Annotated in this window: 13 protein-coding genes; 4 read left to right on the top strand and 9 right to left on the bottom strand. The window is 66.1% G+C overall.

Going from position 1 to position 17,205, the window contains the following annotated elements:
• Nucleotides 1-154: 154 nt before the first annotated feature.
• Complete coding sequence (glpD, locus tag BLQ70_RS21945; RefSeq protein ID WP_091861320.1) at nt 155-1,690, top strand: glycerol-3-phosphate dehydrogenase; 1,536 nt, start codon at nt 155-157, stop codon at nt 1,688-1,690.
• A gap of 8 nt (nt 1,691-1,698) precedes the next feature.
• Here the strand turns inward: glpD and tssH are convergent, their stop codons facing one another.
• From tssH to BLQ70_RS21990, 9 genes are all read right to left on the bottom strand, one after another.
• Nucleotides 1,699-4,434: a type VI secretion system ATPase TssH gene (tssH, locus tag BLQ70_RS21950; RefSeq protein WP_091861322.1), complete on the bottom strand. Its 2,736-nt coding sequence runs from the start codon at nt 4,432-4,434 to the stop codon at nt 1,699-1,701.
• An 11-nt stretch (nt 4,435-4,445) separates the two neighbouring features.
• Nucleotides 4,446-5,510 carry a type VI secretion system baseplate subunit TssG gene (gene tssG / locus BLQ70_RS21955; RefSeq protein ID WP_425284626.1) on the bottom strand — a complete coding sequence of 355 codons (1,065 nt, stop codon included), beginning with the start codon at nt 5,508-5,510 and terminating at the stop codon, nt 4,446-4,448.
• Nucleotides 5,507-7,468, bottom strand: a complete 1,962-nt coding sequence (tssF, locus tag BLQ70_RS21960) for a type VI secretion system baseplate subunit TssF (RefSeq protein WP_091861325.1) — start codon at nt 7,466-7,468, stop codon at nt 5,507-5,509. Before tssF ends, tssG begins: the two co-directional genes overlap by 4 nt.
• 2 nt (nt 7,469-7,470) lie before the next feature.
• Nucleotides 7,471-8,019: a type VI secretion system baseplate subunit TssE gene (locus BLQ70_RS21965; RefSeq protein ID WP_244512119.1), complete on the bottom strand. Its 549-nt coding sequence runs from the start codon at nt 8,017-8,019 to the stop codon at nt 7,471-7,473.
• A gap of 62 nt (nt 8,020-8,081) precedes the next feature.
• Nucleotides 8,082-8,564, bottom strand: a complete 483-nt coding sequence (locus BLQ70_RS21970; RefSeq protein ID WP_061967219.1) for an Hcp family type VI secretion system effector — start codon at nt 8,562-8,564, stop codon at nt 8,082-8,084.
• A gap of 138 nt (nt 8,565-8,702) precedes the next feature.
• Nucleotides 8,703-10,208: a type VI secretion system contractile sheath large subunit gene (tssC, locus tag BLQ70_RS21975; protein ID WP_061967218.1), complete on the bottom strand. Its 1,506-nt coding sequence runs from the start codon at nt 10,206-10,208 to the stop codon at nt 8,703-8,705.
• A gap of 149 nt (nt 10,209-10,357) precedes the next feature.
• Complete coding sequence (gene tssB / locus BLQ70_RS21980; RefSeq protein ID WP_082617389.1) at nt 10,358-10,888, bottom strand: type VI secretion system contractile sheath small subunit; 531 nt, start codon at nt 10,886-10,888, stop codon at nt 10,358-10,360.
• Nucleotides 10,889-11,010: 122 nt separating this feature from the next.
• Complete coding sequence (locus BLQ70_RS21985) at nt 11,011-12,432, bottom strand: type VI secretion system protein TssA (RefSeq protein WP_091861327.1); 1,422 nt, start codon at nt 12,430-12,432, stop codon at nt 11,011-11,013.
• A 70-nt stretch (nt 12,433-12,502) separates the two neighbouring features.
• Nucleotides 12,503-13,060, bottom strand: coding sequence for an OmpA family protein (locus BLQ70_RS21990; RefSeq protein ID WP_091861329.1), 558 nt, complete (start codon nt 13,058-13,060; stop codon nt 12,503-12,505).
• A 118-nt stretch (nt 13,061-13,178) separates the two neighbouring features.
• Here BLQ70_RS21990 and BLQ70_RS21995 point away from each other — a divergent pair, with 118 nt between their 5' ends.
• The 3 genes from BLQ70_RS21995 to tagH all read left to right on the top strand — a co-directional run bounded on the left by BLQ70_RS21995 (nt 13,179) and on the right by tagH (nt 17,145).
• Nucleotides 13,179-15,038 (top strand): type VI secretion system Vgr family protein, encoded by a 1,860-nt coding sequence (locus tag BLQ70_RS21995; RefSeq protein WP_091861333.1) that lies wholly within the window; start codon nt 13,179-13,181, stop codon nt 15,036-15,038.
• 37 nt (nt 15,039-15,075) lie between these two features.
• Nucleotides 15,076-15,624, top strand: a complete 549-nt coding sequence (locus BLQ70_RS22000) for a DUF6931 family protein (RefSeq protein ID WP_091861336.1) — start codon at nt 15,076-15,078, stop codon at nt 15,622-15,624.
• Between the two features lie 135 nt (nt 15,625-15,759).
• Complete coding sequence (gene tagH / locus BLQ70_RS22005) at nt 15,760-17,145, top strand: type VI secretion system-associated FHA domain protein TagH (protein WP_091861339.1); 1,386 nt, start codon at nt 15,760-15,762, stop codon at nt 17,143-17,145.
• Nucleotides 17,146-17,205: the final 60 nt, after the last annotated feature.

Raw genomic sequence — 17,205 nt, forward strand, 5'->3', positions numbered from 1 at the left:
CCCGGATGCCCTGTTCCGGCCTCGCGCCCGTCGCGTCAAGCCACTCGAATTGACATCATCCCTGAATTGACCGCAGGAGCGGGCTTGTGGCGCCGCCCCAGCCGGGATTGGATGGCGTCCCCGATCAGCCTTTCCAGCCTTCCAGAAGATGCGCATGGCTTCCGAAACGACCCCGCCCTTAGCCGGCTTCGGCACCGACCCCGCCACGCCTTACGACCTCGCCGTCATCGGTGGCGGCATCAATGGCTGCGGCATCGCCCGCGATGCGGCCGGGCGCGGTGCCTCCCTCGTGCTGTTCGAGAAGGACGATCTCGCCAGCGCCACCTCCTCGCGCTCGACCAAGCTGATCCATGGCGGCCTGCGCTATCTCGAGCACTACAAGTTCCGGCTGGTGCGCGAGGCGCTGATGGAGCGCGAGCGGCTCTGGGCCATCGCGCCGCATATCATCCGCCCGCTGCGCTTCGTGCTACCGCATCACAAGGGCCTGCGCCCGGCCTGGCTGCTCCGGCTCGGCCTGTTCCTCTACGACCATATCGGCGGCCGCAAGCTCCTGCCCGCGACGCGCACGCTCGACCTCGCCCATGATGCGGTCGGCAAGCCGCTGAAGGACGACCAGGCCAAGGCCTTCGAATATTCCGATTGCTGGGTCGAGGATGCCCGCCTCGTCGTGCTGAACGCGATGGACGCCGCCGTGCGCGGCGCCGCGATCCACACCCGCACCCGCGTCACCGCTGCGCGGCGCGAGAACGGCCTCTGGCAACTTGAGACAGACGGCCCCGAAGGCCGGCAGACGATCTGGGCGCGCACGCTCGTCAACGCCGCCGGCCCCTGGGTCGGCGAGGTCCTGAACGGCGTCATCCACACCAATGCCAAGGCCGGCGTTCGCATGGTGCAGGGCAGCCATATCGTCGTGCCCCGGCTCTACGAGCACGACCGCTGCTACATCTTCCAGAACGCCGACGGGCGCATCATCTTCGCCATCCCCTACGAGCAGGATTTCACGCTGATCGGCACGACCGACCGCGACTATCACGGCGACCCCGCCGAAGTCGTCGCGACGCCGGACGAGATCGCCTATCTCTGCGCCGCGGCGAGCGAGTATTTCCGCCAGCCCGTCACGCCGGAATCGGTGGTCTGGACCTATTCGGGCGTGCGCCCGCTCTATGACGACGGCGCCTCCAAAGCGCAGGAGGCGACGCGCGATTACGTGCTGACGCTCGACGCGCCCGAAGGCGAGGCACCGCTGCTCTCCGTCTTCGGCGGCAAGATCACGACCTATCGTCGCCTCGCCGAGGCCGCGATCGCGAAGCTCGCGCCGCTCGCGCCCTGGGCCGCCCGCGCCGAATGGACGGTGACCGGCGCCCTGCCCGGCGGCGATTTCCCGGTTGGCAGTTTCGACAAGCTGGTCGGTGAGATCGCAGCCACCTATCCCTGGCTGGAACGCCGCAGCGCGACGCGGCTCGCCCGCGCCTACGGCACCCGCGCTCGCGACATCCTCGGCGACGCGAAGAGCCTCGCCAATCTCGGCCGGCATTTCGGTGCCGATCTCTACGAACGCGAGGTTCGCTATCTGATGAAGGCTGAATGGGCGCGCCGGGCGCAGGACGTGCTCTGGCGCCGCGGCAAGCTCGGCCTGCGACTGTCGAAAGCCGAGAGCGAGGCGCTCGACGACTTCATGCAGCAGGCCTGAGCGTCAGCTCACGCCACCTGATAGGCGAACTGGCCCTCCTCGACCGAGACCTTCGCCTCGGTCAGCGGCTTCTTCTCCAGTTGCAGGTTGAGGATCGCCCGCGAGAGCGCCGGCAGCATCGAGTTGGTGATGATGTTGTCGATCATGCGCCCGCCCGAATCCGGATCGTTGCACTGCCCGACGATGTGCTCGACCACCGCGTCGTCATAGACGAAGGCCGCCTTGTGGTTCTCGCTGAGCCGCTTGCCGATGCGCCCGAGCTGGAGCCGCACGATCCCGGCCAGCATATCCGAGGACAGCGGGTAATAGGGGATGGTCACGAGCCGCCCGATCAGCGCCGGGGGGAAGACTTTGAGCAGCGCCGGACGCAGGCTCACCGCCATCGCCTCCGGATCGGGCTTTGCCGCGCCGTTCGCCGACATGCTCATGATCTCGTCGGTGCCGACATTCGAAGTCAGGATGATCAGCGTGTTCTTGAAGTCGATGCGCCGGCCGGTGCCGTCCTCCATCTGGCCCTTGTCGAAGACCTGGAAGAACAGCTCATGCACATCGGGATGCGCCTTCTCGACCTCGTCGAGCAGCACCACCGAATAAGGCTTGCGCCTGACAGCCTCAGTCAGGCGCCCGCCCTCGCCATAGCCGACATAGCCGGGAGGCGCGCCCTTGAGCGTCGAGACGGTATGCGCCTCCTGGAACTCGCTCATGTTGATGGTGATGACGTTCTGTTCGCCGCCATAGAGCGATTCCGCGAGCGCCAGCGCCGTCTCGGTCTTGCCGACGCCCGAGGGGCCACAGAGCATGAACACGCCGATCGGCTTGTTGGGATTGTCGAGCCTGGCGCGGTTGGTCTCGATGCGCTTGGCGATCATGCCGATGCCGTGGCCCTGCCCGACGACGCGCTTGTTCAGCGTCTCCGCGAGGTTGAGCACGGTCTCAATCTCGTCCTTGACCATCCGGCCGACCGGGATGCCGGTCCAGTCCGAGACGACCGAGGCCACCGACTGCTCGTCGACATGGGCATAGATCATCCGGTTGGCCGGATCGATCTCGCCGAGCATCGCGAATTTGGCGTTGAGGACCGCGCGGGCATCCTCGGGACCGGCTGCCGTCTCCGGAGCGGGAGCCTCCCCTTCGGCCGGTGCAGGCGCGACATTCTCATTCGCCTCGTGCTGGGCGGCGTTAGCCTGCGCCTCGCCGCCCGGCGCCTTTTCGCCGAGCTTGGCACGCAGCGCCTTGATCTCCTCGACGATGGCGAGCTCGCCCGCCCAGGCGCCTTCGAGTGCCGCAAGCTTCTCCTGCTTCTCCGCCATCTCCCCCGCGATCTCACTGAGCCGCTTGGTGGCATCGGTGCCCAGATCGGCATCCGCCGTCAGCGCGGCCTTCTCCTGCTCCAGCGAGGAAATCGCGACGCGCGCATCCTCGATCGCGGCCGGCGTTGCGTTCTGGCTGATGGCGACGCGGGCGCAGGCGGTATCGAGCAGGCTCACCGCCTTGTCGGGGAGCTGGCGGGCCGGGATGTAGCGCGAGGAGAGCGAGACCGCCGCAACGATGGCCGCGTCCGAGATGCGGACCTTGTGGTGCTTTTCCATCGGGCCGATCAGGCCGCGCAGCATCGTGCAGCAGCGCGCCACGTCGGGTTCGTCGACCTGCACCGGCTGGAAGCGCCGGGTCAGCGCCGGATCCTTCTCGAAATACTGGCGATATTCCGACCATGTCGTCGCGGCGATCGTGCGCAGCGTGCCGCGCGCCAGCGCCGGCTTCAGCAGGTTCGCAGCATCGCCCGTGCCGGCCTGCCCACCGGCGCCGATCAGAGTATGCGCCTCGTCGATGAACAGGATCACCGGCGTCGGCGAGGACTGCACCTCGTCGATCACCGAGCGCAGCCGCTGCTCGAACTCGCCCTTCATCGAGGCACCGGCCTGCATCAGGCCGATATCGAGCGCGCAGACGCGCACGCCCTTGAGCGGCGGCGGCACGTCGCCCGCCGCGACGCGCTGGGCGAAGCCCTCGGCGATGGCGGTCTTGCCGACGCCGGCCTCGCCCGTGAGGATCGGGTTGTTCTGGCGCCGGCGCATCAGCACGTCGATGACCTGCCGGATTTCGTCGTCGCGGCCGAGGATCGGGTCCATCGTGCCGGAGCGGGCCTTGACGGTGAGGTCCTGCGAGAAGCGGTCGAGCGCGGTCGTGCCCTTCGCCCCCTCGGCCTGCTCGGCGCCGGGCGTTCCCGCCGCGCGCAGGCCCGAACCGTCCATCGGCCGCAGGTTCTCTTCTTCCGAGCTTTCCCATATCTTGCCGTAGCCTGCGGCCAGCTCCTCGACCGGGATCTTGGAGAACTCCTTGGAAAGGCCCGTCAGCACGCGGCGCAATTCGGTCGATTTCAACGCCGCGACCAGAAGATGGCCGGTCCTGATCTGCGTCTCGCCGAAGAACAAGGTGGCGTAATGCCAGCCACGGTCGAGGATATCGACGATGTGGTTGGCGATGCCCGGCATCTCCGTCTCGTTGCGGCGGAAGCCCTCGACCACGCTGCCGAGCTCCATCAACATCCTGGCGCGGTCCAGCTTGTAGTGATCGGCGGTCAGGGTCAGGTCGTTGCTGGTGCCCTGCAGGATCTGGAGCAGCCAATGCGCCAGCTCGACATTGCGGTTGCCCGCCCCCTTCGCCTGCCGGAGCGCCTGCAGGAAGGTGTCGTAGCCGACCCGGTTGAGCTTGCCTGTGACGGCTTCGAGGCTGATATCGGCCATGATCGTCCCCTTCAATGTCCGGTGGCGGCAGTGCGGCTTCGTTTCAGGCGCAGGCTTTCGGCGGGATGGAAGCGGGCGTCGCGGCGCAGGGCGCCCTCCTCGACATCCCAGTTCGGTGCCATCCAGCTCGTCCAGCCGAGATGGCCGGACTGGCCGAGCCGGACCGGCTTGACCTCGCCGACCGGCAAGGCGAGCTCGACATCCCATTCGAACTGCTCGCCGAGATGGAAGAACACTACATCCGCCAGGGGCTCGCAGCGGTCGCCGTTCGGCAGGAAGCGCTCGAACTGTTGGAGGTCGGCAGCGATGATCTTGACCCGGAACTTGTCCTCGACGCTGTAGACGCTGCCGCCAAGCAGCGCGTCGCTGCCGAGCGAGCAATGCGAGCCGCCGAGCCGCGTCCGGTCGGCCGGGTCGAAGACCAGCCACATGCCGGTGAACTGCTCGATCTCGACTTCCGTTTTGAACAAGCCGGCCAGAAAGCGCCGCAGCCGCGAGGCCGATTTCGCCTGCGCGCCGATCAGCCCGGCATGGGCGAGCTTTTCGGCATCGGGCACGCTGTCGCGCTTGAGATAGGGCTTCGAGCCCATCCCGATCATGCTGCCGATATAGGCGGCGAACCGGTCGAGATCGGGCCGGTCATGCTGGGCTATCGGGCGTGAATCGGCCCAGGCGCGATAGAAGAGCTGCAGGAAGCGGTGGTTGAAGATGTCGAGGAAGCGTGGGAAGGCGTCGTCGCGCACCAGCGTCCAGTGGTAGCTTTCCTCGGTCGTCGCCAGCGGCAACGGCCCTTGCGGTCCGAGCAGGCCGAGGAACTTGACGAAGAGCCGCAGCCGCCCCTGCCCATCGCGACCAGCCTCGGCCAGGCTCGATGCCGGGAAGTCGAGATAAGGCTGCTCGCCCAGCGCGACATATTCGTCGCGCCGCGAGGCGACGTCGCCCACGCGCGGCCGGTCGGGAAAGCTGCGCTCCAGCCGGCGCATCACCGCGTAGAAATCGAAGCGCCAGGGCTCGGCCTCGAGCTGCACCTGGTAGTTCGGCGCCTTTTCCAGCGGGGTGGCGGCGTCCTCGCTCACAGGATGCGCCTCGCACCGGCGCGCGGCGGAAAGCGCATCACCTCGCCACGCTCGACGGTGCGGATCACCGTCTGGGTGAAATGGTTCATCGCCGCGTATTCCGCGAAGAAGCGGTCAAGCACCGCCCCGAGCAGGAAGACGCCGGAGCCCTCGAACGCCTTCTCGTCGAGCAGCACCGTGATCTCAAGCCCGCGTGCCGCACCGGTCCCCGCCCGCTGCGGGAAACGGCGCACGACGGCGCGGCTGTCGACGCTCTTGATGCCGCGGATGCGCCGCTCGGTGGCGCTGTCGGCGAGATCCGCGAAGAGCGAGAGCAGTTCGCGCAGCGCCTCGCCGTTCTCCCCGGCTCCGCGCTGGACGAGGCCGAGATGGTTCAGGCTGATCAGGTTGACCAGCCGCCAGGTCACGACCCCGGTGCTCGCGGTCTCCGAGCGCAGCTTGAGCTGGGAAACGACCGGTTCGCGCGGCGGCGTCGGCCCGGCGAGGCAGGCGATGTCGAGCGAGACATTGTCGATCAGGCGGAAATCGGCGCCACCCTGACCGGTCGGCAAATGCTCGGTCAGGTGCCGGTTGGAGCAGAGCGCGCGCACGCTGAGCTCCGCCACCGAAGCGGTGTCGGTGACGCCCGCCGGCTCGACCAGCGAGATGAACATCTCCGTGCCCGTATAATCGGAAGCCTTGCCCTGCCGGCGCTCGGCCGAAGAACGGCGCCGCGGCAGGCGCCGCTGCGTATAGTGCAGCCCTTGCGTCGGCGAGGCCCCTTCCGGCGAGGAATAAAGCGGGTGGACCGGCTGCTTCTCGCGCCCGCCGGCATAATGCGCATGGACCGAGAGGATGCTGTGCGGCTCATAGTCGAGCGCGCGGCTGCGGTCCGGCACGACATGGAATTCGTGCTGGTTCGTCTTGACCGGGATGCGATCCGTCGTCTTCTCGAACAGGTTGATCGCCGGCGCCGCATAGAGCGCGAACATCTCCTTGCGGACGGCGCCCGGAAGCCGCGTATTGACCTCGTCGAAGACGAAGATCACGTCGACCGCCTTGGCCTGGAGCTTCGGCATGATGCGGCTGAGCCCTTCCAGCCGGAAGCCGAGGAATTTGCGCGGGAACCAGAAGAGTTCGCGCAACAGGTCGAAGCCGCGGAAGACGCGGGTATCGGCCGGCAGCAGCGCCTCGTCCTCGTCGAAACCGATCTGTTCGAGCCGGCAGCCGTCGCCCGGCGTCACCACCGGATCACCGAACGCGTCGAGATGGCGGAAATGGATGCCGATGCAGTTCGAGAACAACTGCTCGTAGAGCGCGACGGCGTCACCCTCGCCCCCGAGCAGATGGAAGGGCAGATCGCGGGTGCGGCAACCCGCAAACCAGCTCGCCGGATTCTTCAGCGCCTGCGCCGCAGAAGGCTCCTGTTCGGGGTCAGCCATGACCCGATGGTTCAGGGAGATGCGTAGGCCCGATAGCGCCCGCGGCCCGGTGCGCAGGCCCAGCGCCTGCAGCGGTCCCGGCGCCGGAATGTATTCGGCCCCCGTGATCTCGAAGGGCCAGAGCGTGACGTCACCACCCAGCCGGTAGCGGCAGGCCACCCGGCGCTCGCGCTCCAGATAGGTCGCGTCGATATAGGAGCCGCGCGCGATCCTCACGCCCTCGCGCAGGGCCGGATCGGAATAGGTCGGCACCACGCCGGCCAGCAGCGCCGAGGGCGTCGGCGCGAGATAGTTCGGCAGAAGCTGCTCGATCAGGTTGTTGGTGAACTCGGGAAACTCGTGCCGGAGCTTGAGCTGGACGCGGGCGGCGAGAAAGGCCGCGCCTTCCAGCAGGCCGCCGACCATCGGGTCCATGCGCTCGCCGGCGAGCCCGCCGAGCCGCTCGGCGATGCCCGGATACTCCTCCGCGAACTCCTTGCTGTGCTCCATGAAGAGCCGGAGTTCCTGGTTGTAGAGATCGAGAAACTCCTGGTTCATCGTCATCGGCCCTTGATGGCGATCTTGCCGGTGTCGAGCTCGAGATCGGCGACGAATTGGACCGGAATATTGAGCGGTTCGCAATTCAAGTCGGCGCGCACGAGGAAGCGAATCTTGAGCTCGGCCGGGTCCAGCGTGTCGTCGCGCTCGACGACGACCGACTTGCGGATCAGGCGCGGCTCGTAACCGACCAGCACATTGGCCAGATCGTCCCGGATGGCATCGACGCGATGCTCGTCGATCGACAGCCGCGTCATGTCTGGGAAGCCGTGGTTGAGCACCGAGCGACGCACATGCTCCAGCTCGGAGAGATCGAGGGACGAGCCCAGATTGATGGTGTTGACCAGCGCGTCGAGATCCAGCGCGATCTCGCGGCGCAGCTTCTGTTCGGTGATCGCGGCTCGCGGCGCGGCGCGGCGCGGGGCGATCACGCGTTCGCCGCCCTCGTCCCGAAGGTCGAGCGCGATCCTCGCATCCTTTTCAAGATGCGCCTCCCGGAATGCGAACATCAAAGGCGGCCGCAGCCGCTTCTTCGAGATCGGATCTGCCATGGCCTATCGCACCGTCGGCAAGGCACCGGCCCCGGCGAATGCCGGAGCCGGTGATCTTCAACTCACTTGGTGTGGGTCTTGATGTCCCAGGTCATGGTGCTCGGCGCCTCGAGCGAACCATCGGCCTTCTGCGCCTTGTACTCGTATTTGATCTTGGCGTAGTTCAGCGAGAACTGGTCGGTCGGAATGCTGGAGCCGCCGGCGGCGTCGCCGGATTGGTAGCTCGACACGATCAGGTCCTCCAGCGTCAGCACGTAATAGTCCTGCTGCGTCTCGCCCTGCTTGCGGACGAAGAGCACCGCTTTCTTGATGTGCTTGCCGCCGGCGCAGGACAGCGCCAGGTTCGTCGAGGCCTTGCCGACCGAGCAGGTGAAGTGGATGTCCTGGAAGCTCGCCTTGCCGGCGCCGCCGCCGGCGTTGGACGCATGCGAGCCCGCATTGCTGATGCCCCAGGAGAATGAATCGACCTCGATCGTGTCCTTGTGCTTGGAATCCTTGCTTTCGCCCTTGATGCCGTCGATCTCGAGCAGGAAGTCGCTAGCCATTTTTACCTCCAGAGTAGGATTGCTGTGGGCTCGCGGATGCGGGCCCGCTGTGGACGCACTTCTCCTGTCGCGCCGCCCTCAAGCGGTCGGCGCGTCGAAGATTCTCGTTGTCGCCGTCACCTGGTATTCAGGTGACGGTCACTGCTTGGGAGCTGGCAGTCGCGAGACCAGGCTCAGACCGATATCCATGCCTTCGAGCTGGAAGTGCGGCCGCAGATAGAACTTGGCCGAGTAGTAGCCGGGGTTCTCCTCGTCCTCGAAAACGTCGATGCGCGCATCGGAGAGCGGGCGCCGCGCCTTCGTTTCTTCGCTGGAATTGACCGGATCGCCATCGACATAGTCGGTGATCCACTCCTGCAGCCAGCGGCGCAGCGGCTCCTTTTCCTTGTAGGAGCCGATCTTGTCGCGAACCATGCACTTCAGGTAGTGCGCGAAGCGCGAGACTGCGAACATGTAGGGCAGCCGCGAGGACAGGTTGTCCGACGCGGTGGCCGCGACGCCGTCCGGCCCCGAATAGGCCTTCGGCTTGTAGAGCGACTGGGCGCCGATGAAGGCGGCCTTGTCGGTGTTCTTGCGATGGATCAGCGGGATCAGGCCGGATTTCGCCAGCTCCGCCTCGCGCCGGTCGCTGATCGCGATCTCGGTCGGGCATTTCAGGTCGATGCCGCCGTCATCCGTCGGGAAGGTATGGGTCGGCAGGTTCAGGACCTCGCCGCCCGACTGGACGCCGCGGATGCGTGTGCACCAGCCATATTCCTTGAACGCGCGGTTGACGTTGACCGCCATCGCATAGGCCGCGTTCATCCAGGCGTAGTTCTCGCCCTTGTGCCCGTCGGTATCCTCCTCGAAGGCGAACTCCTCGACCGGCTCGGACTTGGCGCCATACGGCACCCGAGACAGCACCCGCGGCAGGCACAGGCCCACATAACGGGAATCGGCCGCGTCGCGCAGGCCCTTCCAGGCCGCATAGTCGGGCGTGTCGAAGACCTTGCTGAGATCGCGCGGATTGGACAGCTCGGTCCAGGCATCCATGCCCATCAGGGTCGGCTCGGCCCCTGCGAAGAAAGGCGCATGCGCCGCCGCCGCCACCTTCGACAGATCGCGCAGGAGCTGTACGTCGGTCGGGACATGGCTGAAATGATAGTCGCCGACCAGGCAGCCGAAGGGCTGGCCGCCGAGCTGGCCGAATTCCTGCTCGTAGACCTGCTTGAACAGCGGGCTCTGGTCCCAGCGCGCGCCGGGATAGGTCTTGAGATTGCGGTAGAGCTCGCCCTTCGAGACGTTCATCACCTTGATCTTCAACTGCGCGTCCGTCTCGGAATTGAAGACGAGGTAGTTGAGGCCGCGCCAGGCGCTTTCGATCTTCTGGAACTCCGGTGCGTGCAGCACCGCGTTCATCTGCTCGGTCAGCTTGGCGTCGAGCCGGGCGATCATCTCCTCGATGGTGTCGATGACGTCGCCCTTGATCAGGGTCTGGTCCGCCAGCGCCTGGTTGACCAGGGTCGCGACCGCATTCTCGACTTCGGTCGCCGCACGCTCGGTCTTGGGCTTGAAACTCTGTTTCAGGATCGCCGAGAAATCGTCGATCTCGCGCGTTTCGACTGCTGCCCCGCCGGGCTGTTGGGTTTGTGCTTCCGCTGCCATTGCCGCCTCGCTCGCTTAACCGCCTGCAGGCCCCCGATCCCACCTGATGCGGACGGGATCGCTTCACACAATCCGGAGCATCGCTCCTGTGAAAGAGCGGCTCCCGCTCCTTCGCGCAGCTCCCCGGGGGCTGAGCCCGCGCCCTGCCCTCAGTTCGCCGTCTTGTCTTCCGAAGGTTCGCCCTTGCCGAGCTGGTCCTTCAGCGCCGCCATCAGCTGGGGATCGGCCAGCAGCGCCTTGATCTGGTCGCTGGCGGCCATCTTGCCGTCCATGTAGCGCAGCAGGTTGGCGAGCTGCTCGCGCGCCTCCAGCAGCTTCGCCGTCGCCGGGATCTGGCGGGCGATGGCGGCCGGGCTGAAATCCTCGAACTTCGAGAACTTCAACGCCACCGAGAGCTTCTCACTGCTATCCTCGCCGAGCTTGTTGGACACGTTGAAGGACACGGCCGGCTCGATCGCGGCCATGCGCTGATCGAAATTATCCATGTCGAAGTCGAGGAACTTGCGCTGCGAGATCTCCGGCTTCTCGATCGCCGAGGCGTTGCCCGACAGATCGGCCATCACGCCCATGACGAAGGGCAGCTCGACCTTCTGCTCCGCATTGTAGGGGTCCTCGTAGGTGATATGCACCCGAGGCGGCCTGTTGCGGCGGATGAACTTCTGTCCAGAATCTCCGGCCATGTGACGTGCCCCTCTGCATTCGTGCCACGCCGACGTAACGTGACATCCTATCCGTTTTCACCCGTCATCGATATAGTCTCGCGACTGTGACGGGAGGTTCAAGGCAATGACGAAAAACTTCCCTAGCTGTCAGCCTCCGGAACCGGCACGACATCTGGCAGGATGCTGCCGAGAAGCGACATGAAATCATGCTGCGCCAGAGCACAGGCCTTGTCCATCAGGAGCGGCGTCGGGTGCGAGGGCTCGACCTGGCGGTAGAAGGCGGCGACCGCCTTCATCGCGCCGACCGCATCCGCGCGGCTGCCGATCACGATCGCGGACGGCACCGGGTTCGGCGTGGCAACGGCCTCGGCCGCCTCCGTCACGCTCTCCCCGTCGCCACCTGCCTCGGAAACATCCTCACCGGCTTCGGCATCGCTGTCGTAGCCGTCCCCCGCTTCGTATTCGCTCTCCGCTTCGGTGCCGTCCGGCACCGGCAGGCGCTCCAGCGGCAACCGGAACCGGCGCTGGTCGCCGATCTCGAAGACCGCCTTGTCGACCTGGTCGGGGAACATGATCTGGATGACCTCGATCAACGACTTTCCGATCAGCTGCTGCGCCTGCCCGATCAGCAGGACGGCCGGGCTCGAAGGCTCGGTTCTGCGAAAGTAGCCGAGGCAGGCTCCCAGCGTATCCTCCACATGAAGGATGCTCGAAACGCTGCCAGGACCGAAGGTTGCGGTGTTTGCTGCCGACCCTTGCGGGCCGGCCGCCACGGGCTCCGGCCCCGACGCCTGATGGCCCGGGACACGCCGTACGACCGCGGCGTCGAGAAAGGCGGCGATCTGGTCCAGCAGCGTCGCCAGGCGCGGAAAGCCGAGGGGATGATCGACACCGACCTTCTCCAGCCAGATCGTCCGCAGGCGCGTGAGCGCGTCGCGCCCGGCATTCACTTGGCCGAGAATCGCGACGAGGTCGTCCGCTTCGACCTCGCCCAGCACCGCCTGGATCGTTCCGGCATCGGGATGCTGCTCGCCGTCGACAAGCTTCGTCTCGCCGCTCGCAACGAGCTGGCTGCGGAACATGAACGGTCCGATCCGCCGACTGACGAAGAGCGGCGCGTGCTGCAGCGGCAGGACCACTGTCGCCAGCTCGTCGAGCCCCTGCAGGGCGACCTCGCGCATCACGAAATCGCCGTCCATCGCCCTGGGATGCACCTCCTCCCAGTAGCTGCCGAGGAGATCGGCCATGGCTGACAGGCTGGCGGTGAATCCCGGCACGTCGCGGTTGAGGATCGTGAGCTTGGCCGCGAGCACGAGGATCCTGAGGTCGCGCGAACGCTCCAGCAGCTTGCCGAGCTCGGCAAAGGCCGGCGGAAACTCGATGTTCGCCCGATCGAAGGCGATCTGGCGCCCGTCGTCGTCACGGCGGAAATACGAGACCGGCAGCGCGACCTCGAGCCGCGCCGTGGCGTTCATGAAATCGGGATCGTCCTCGAGATCCGGGCCGCAGGGCTCGTCAGCCGAAACCGGTTTCGTCAGGTCGGCGAAATTCAGGCCCGCCATCGCTTTCCCCGCTCACAGGAGCGGCGGCCCGGTCACGGCCGGGATCGCCGCGGCCGTTCCGTATCGTGTTTTATTCGCCGCGCAGGCGGGTCTCGACCCGGCGGTTGTCGCCGGACAAGGGATCGGCCGCGATAGGCTTGCTCTGCCCGTAGCCCTTGGCCACCAGCTTGGCGGCATTCACCCCGTGCCCGCCGAGATAACGGACGACGGCCTGCGCCCGGCGCTGCGACAGGTTGAGATTGTAGGAGGCACTCCCGGCGGCGTCGGTATGGCCTTCGACCATGAAGGTCCGCTGCGAGAGCTGCGGCGTCTTCAGCGCCTTGGCGAACTCGTCGAGATTGAGCTTGGCCTCGGGCTCCAGCTCGTCGGAATTGTATTTGAACTTCACGACGAGATCGAAGGCGCTGACCGGCTTGGCCGGCTCGACCACCTGCCCGGCCCTGGCGCATTCGGCTTCCGTGCCGACGCACAGCCCCCGCGAGATGCCGGGCTTGGGCGCGATGCCCGGCCCGAAATGCTTGACGATGTCATCGGCCTTGTAGGTCTGCGCCCCGGCCCCGTTCGCCATGGACAGAACCATAGCGCCGGTCAGAGCGACAAAGGCAGTGAAGCCGGGCTGCTTGCGCATGGGAACACTCCCGCTGAGTTTCGCCGTCTGGCAGATAAGGACTTAGGGATGGAAGGATGACTCCAGAAATCACCTACGTCAAGATAAAAATAAAAGCGCGAATCGAAAGGTTCAGTTGATGTCTTCTGCTCTTGGGCAAGATCAAAGAACTGCGTCTTTCTCAACGCCGACGGGAAAAGACGAATTTACACTTATCAAGTTCGAAGCCAGCGAGGCTTTGAGCGAATTGTTCACTTATAATATCGAAACAGCCAGCAAGACCGACAACGCTGACCTGCAAAGTATCATGAGCGAGAAATGCTCGATCAAATTCACGCTCAAGAACAAGAACGAGCGTGTGCTGAACGGCACGCTGGTCGATGCGCAATGGCTCGGCAAGCAGGATGATCTCTACATCTACCGCTTCACGCTCAAGCCGTGGCTCTGGCTGCTCTCGCAGCGGGCGGATTGCCGGATCTTCAAGAACAAGACCGCCCTCGACATCATCAAGGAGATTTTCAAGAAAGAAGGCTCGGCGAGCTTCGACGACCGCACCAGCGAGACGCTCCAGCCGATCGACTACTGCGTCCAGTATCGCGAGACCGACCTCGATTTCGTGCTGCGGCTGATGGAGCAGTACGGCATCTACTACTATTTCAAGCACAGCGACGGCGACCACAAGCTGGTCCTCTGCGATTCCCGCTCCGCCCATGACCAGGTCCAGGCGGCGGCCGAGCCGAGCTTCCAGGGCGATGCCTCGGCTTACGCCTTCGTTCCGCAGGGCAGCCGCTTCCCGCGCAGCGCCGTCGAGCATCTGACGAGCTGGTCGACGATCCGCCGCCTGCGCACCGGCAAGTTCGAGCTCAAGGACTATGATTTCGAGAAATCCGAGTCCGATCTCACCGCCCGCGCCGAGGAAGGCTTTCCCAAGGCCAAGTCCTACGAGGCCTATGACTATCCGGCGGCCTACACCAAGCGTGACCAGGGCGAGCATTTCGCCCGCGTGATGGCGCAGGCCGAGCAGGCGCAAGACGAACGCCGCTATGCCGCCGGCGATGCCGCGAGCCTCTATCCCGGCGCGCTGATGAAGCTCTCCGACCACCCGACCGGCGCCGAGAACAGCGAATATGTCGTCGTCCGCGCGACCCATGCCTTCGGCATCCAGAGCTATCGCTCGTCGGGGCGCCGGGACGAGGCGCTCTATCACGGCTCCTACGAGCTCCAGAAAAGCGACAAGCGCTTCCGTGCGCCGATCGCGACGCCCCGCCCCACCGTCTACGGGCCGCATACCGCCAAGGTCGTCGGCGAGAAGAACAAGGGCGAGGAAGGCGATATCGACGTCGACGAATACGGCCGCATCTGGCTGCGCTTCCATTGGGACCGCGAGGATAGCTCGACCTCCTGCCGCACCCGCGTCGCGCAGATGTGGGCCGGCAAGGGCTGGGGCGGGCAGATCATCCCGCGCATCGGCCAGGAGGTGATCGTCGAATATATCGAGGGCAATCCGGACCTGCCGCTGGTCGTCGGCGCCGTCGTCAACGACCAGCACAAGCCGCCCTATGAACTGCCGGCGAACAAGACGCAGTCCGGCCTCAAGTCGGAATCGACGGATGGAGCCGGCTTTTCCGACACCTATAACGAGATCAAGTTCGAGGACCGCAAGGATCAGGAGGTCCTGGAGATCAGGACCGAGAAGGATCACAAGATCACGGTCAACAACATCGAGACCCGCGATATCGGCGAGCGCTACGACGGCGGCGGCTATTCGCGCGAGACCACGCTCAAGAAGGGCGACGACAAGCTCGACGTCCAGAACGGCAAGCTCGACATCGAAGCGCTGACGGAGATCAATCTGAAGGTCGGCGGAAGCACGATCAAGATGACGCCCGGCAGCATCGAGATCAAATCGCCGACCATCACGATCCATAGCCAGGCGCTGACCGAGGTGAAGAGCGACGGCATGCTCGTCGTCAAGGCACCGATGGTGAACATCAACTGATCGGAATACCGATAACGACAGAACGGCCGGAGCTTCCATGTCACGCCTGCGCTTCAGCACCGCCCGCGAAGTGTTCGAGACCTATCCGTCCGCCCATCAGGCCGTGACGATGGCGCCGACCACCGAGCCACCGCTGGCTTTCCTCGGCCGCCTCGTCAGGGGGCCGGCGCCGATGGAGGCGGCCGGCTTCTGCGCCTTCCTGCTGCCGCGGCGCGAGACGGTGTGGTGGGCCGTGCAGGCCGTCCGTTCCATGCAGCCGCCCGGCACGCAGGACCCCGGCCTCGCGGCGGCCGAGGCCTGGGTGCGCGAGCCCGGCGACAAGACACGTTTCGAGGCATTGCGGCAGGCGCAAGCCGGCGACAGCGCAAGGCCGGGCACCTTCGCCGCCTGGGCGGCCGGCTATTCCGGCGGCAGCATGTCGGAAAGCCACCCTATCCCGACGCCGCCCGACCTGACGGCCAAGATGGCGCGGATCGCGGTGCTCAACGCGATCAACCGCCTGCCGGCGCGCGAGCGCGACGGTGCATTGCGCGCCTGCGTCGAAGCATGCATTCGTTTGGCTGAAGACGATGCCGGCAAGCGCTGATCTGCGGACGAGAGCATTTTCAAGCGAAGTGGACACCGGTTCGCGTGAAGAAAATGCGACAAACCAAAGACTTAGATCATCGGGCCGAGTATGATATTCGGCTCGATGATCTGAGGCCGTAACGGGACGTCCGCGATGGCGCTGACACTGACGATCGAGAACGAGACCTCGCTGCCCGATGGCGGCCCGCTCAGCGTGACCACCAGCGGCGGACGCGGCCTCGATATCGGCCGCGACCAGCATCTCGACTGGGCCCTGCCCGATCCCTCGCGCGCCGTCTCCGGCCGCCATTGCGAGATCCGCTTCCGGGACGGCGGCTGGTGGCTGCGCGACATCTCGACCAACGGCACCTTCGTCAATGGCGGCGAGCATCGCGTCCAGTCGCCCTACCGGCTCCAGAACGGCGACCGGCTCGAGATCGGCCATTACCTGATCGCCGTCGCCATCGACGAGGAGGCCGGACAGGCCTCGGAAACGGCCGCCCCACCCCCACCTTATGCCGCGCAGCCCGACTCGCTCTGGGCGCCGAGCGAGGAAGCCGCCCCACCGATTCCGCGCCGCGACCTGATGCCGCCGAGCCATGCCAGGCCGGTCCATGCCGGTTTCATCGACTGGGCAACCGACATCCCGGCCCCGAGCGCCGAACCGGCACCACCACCTGCGCAGGATTGGTCGCCCCCCGTCGCGCGGACCGACGATTTCGCCTGGGCGCCGCTCCAGCCGCCACCCGCACCGGCGCAGGAGCCGGTGGTGGCGATGCCGACCCCGCGCCGGCCTCCGGCAAGCCGCGCTGCGGACGCCAACCCCTGGGACGAGCCCGTCGAGGATCCGGTTCCGCCCGAGACCCCGGCCGAGCCGCCTCCGGTGCCCGCCATCCCGCCTCCCCCCGCCCCGGCCTTCCCGGCCGAGCCCGCGGCGCAGCCGGGCGCAGCCGCACCGATCTCGATGGGCGAGTTCATGCAGCGCTTCGCGAAGGGTGCCGGCGTCTCGCCGCAGGCGCTGGCGACGCAGGACCCCGGCGCCTTCGCCGAGCAGCTCGGCGGCCTGATGCGTCTGATCGCCGAGGAGCTGAAGGGCCTGCTCGCCGCCCGTGCCGAGACCAAGCGCATCGCCCGCAGCACCAGCCAGACGATGATCCAGGCACAGGACAACAACCCGCTGAAATTCTCGCCTACGGTCGACGACGCCCTGCAACTGATCTTCGGCCAGCCGCGCAGCGGCTATCTCGATGCCAGGCGCGCCTTCGACGAGAGTTTTCGCGACCTCAAGGCTCACCAGATCAAGACCTACTCGGCCATGCAGCACGCGCTGAAAATGCTGGTCGAGGATCTCGACCCGCAGGCGATCACCGAAGCGACGGCACAGGATGGCGGCATCGGCGGGCTGATCGGCTCGCGCAAGGCGAAGATGTGGGAGGCCTATGTCGCGCGCTGGGACGCCAAGACCGCTCCTTACGAGAACGGTCTCGTCGACGCCTTCATGATCTATTTCGCCGAGTGCTACGACCGCGGCGGGAAGTGACGGCGCCTCGTCGTCATGCTCGCCCTCGTGGCGAGCATCCACGTCTTGAACGCGAGCTTC

Origin of the sequence: Allobosea robiniae (assembly GCF_900102525.1) — a bacterium.
GTDB classification, from domain to species: Bacteria; Pseudomonadota; Alphaproteobacteria; order Rhizobiales; family Beijerinckiaceae; genus Allobosea; species Allobosea robiniae.

What these genes read in the sequence shown, in the direction of transcription:
- tagH (WP_091861339.1), top strand. Translation starts at nt 15,760, where the DNA reads ATGGCGCTGACACTGACGATCGAGAACGAGACCTCGCTGCCCGATGGC.
- tssF (WP_091861325.1), bottom strand. Translation starts at nt 7,468, where the DNA reads ATGAACCAGGAGTTTCTCGATCTCTACAACCAGGAACTCCGGCTCTTC.
- BLQ70_RS21995 (WP_091861333.1), top strand. Translation starts at nt 13,179, where the DNA reads ATGTCTTCTGCTCTTGGGCAAGATCAAAGAACTGCGTCTTTCTCAACG.
- tssB (WP_082617389.1), bottom strand. Translation starts at nt 10,888, where the DNA reads ATGGCCGGAGATTCTGGACAGAAGTTCATCCGCCGCAACAGGCCGCCT.
- tssC (WP_061967218.1), bottom strand. Translation starts at nt 10,208, where the DNA reads ATGGCAGCGGAAGCACAAACCCAACAGCCCGGCGGGGCAGCAGTCGAA.
- glpD (WP_091861320.1), top strand. Translation starts at nt 155, where the DNA reads ATGGCTTCCGAAACGACCCCGCCCTTAGCCGGCTTCGGCACCGACCCC.
- BLQ70_RS21985 (WP_091861327.1), bottom strand. Translation starts at nt 12,432, where the DNA reads ATGGCGGGCCTGAATTTCGCCGACCTGACGAAACCGGTTTCGGCTGAC.
- BLQ70_RS21965 (WP_244512119.1), bottom strand. Translation starts at nt 8,019, where the DNA reads ATGGCAGATCCGATCTCGAAGAAGCGGCTGCGGCCGCCTTTGATGTTC.
- BLQ70_RS22000 (WP_091861336.1), top strand. Translation starts at nt 15,076, where the DNA reads ATGTCACGCCTGCGCTTCAGCACCGCCCGCGAAGTGTTCGAGACCTAT.
- BLQ70_RS21970 (WP_061967219.1), bottom strand. Translation starts at nt 8,564, where the DNA reads ATGGCTAGCGACTTCCTGCTCGAGATCGACGGCATCAAGGGCGAAAGC.
- tssH (WP_091861322.1), bottom strand. Translation starts at nt 4,434, where the DNA reads ATGGCCGATATCAGCCTCGAAGCCGTCACAGGCAAGCTCAACCGGGTC.
- BLQ70_RS21990 (WP_091861329.1), bottom strand. Translation starts at nt 13,060, where the DNA reads ATGCGCAAGCAGCCCGGCTTCACTGCCTTTGTCGCTCTGACCGGCGCT.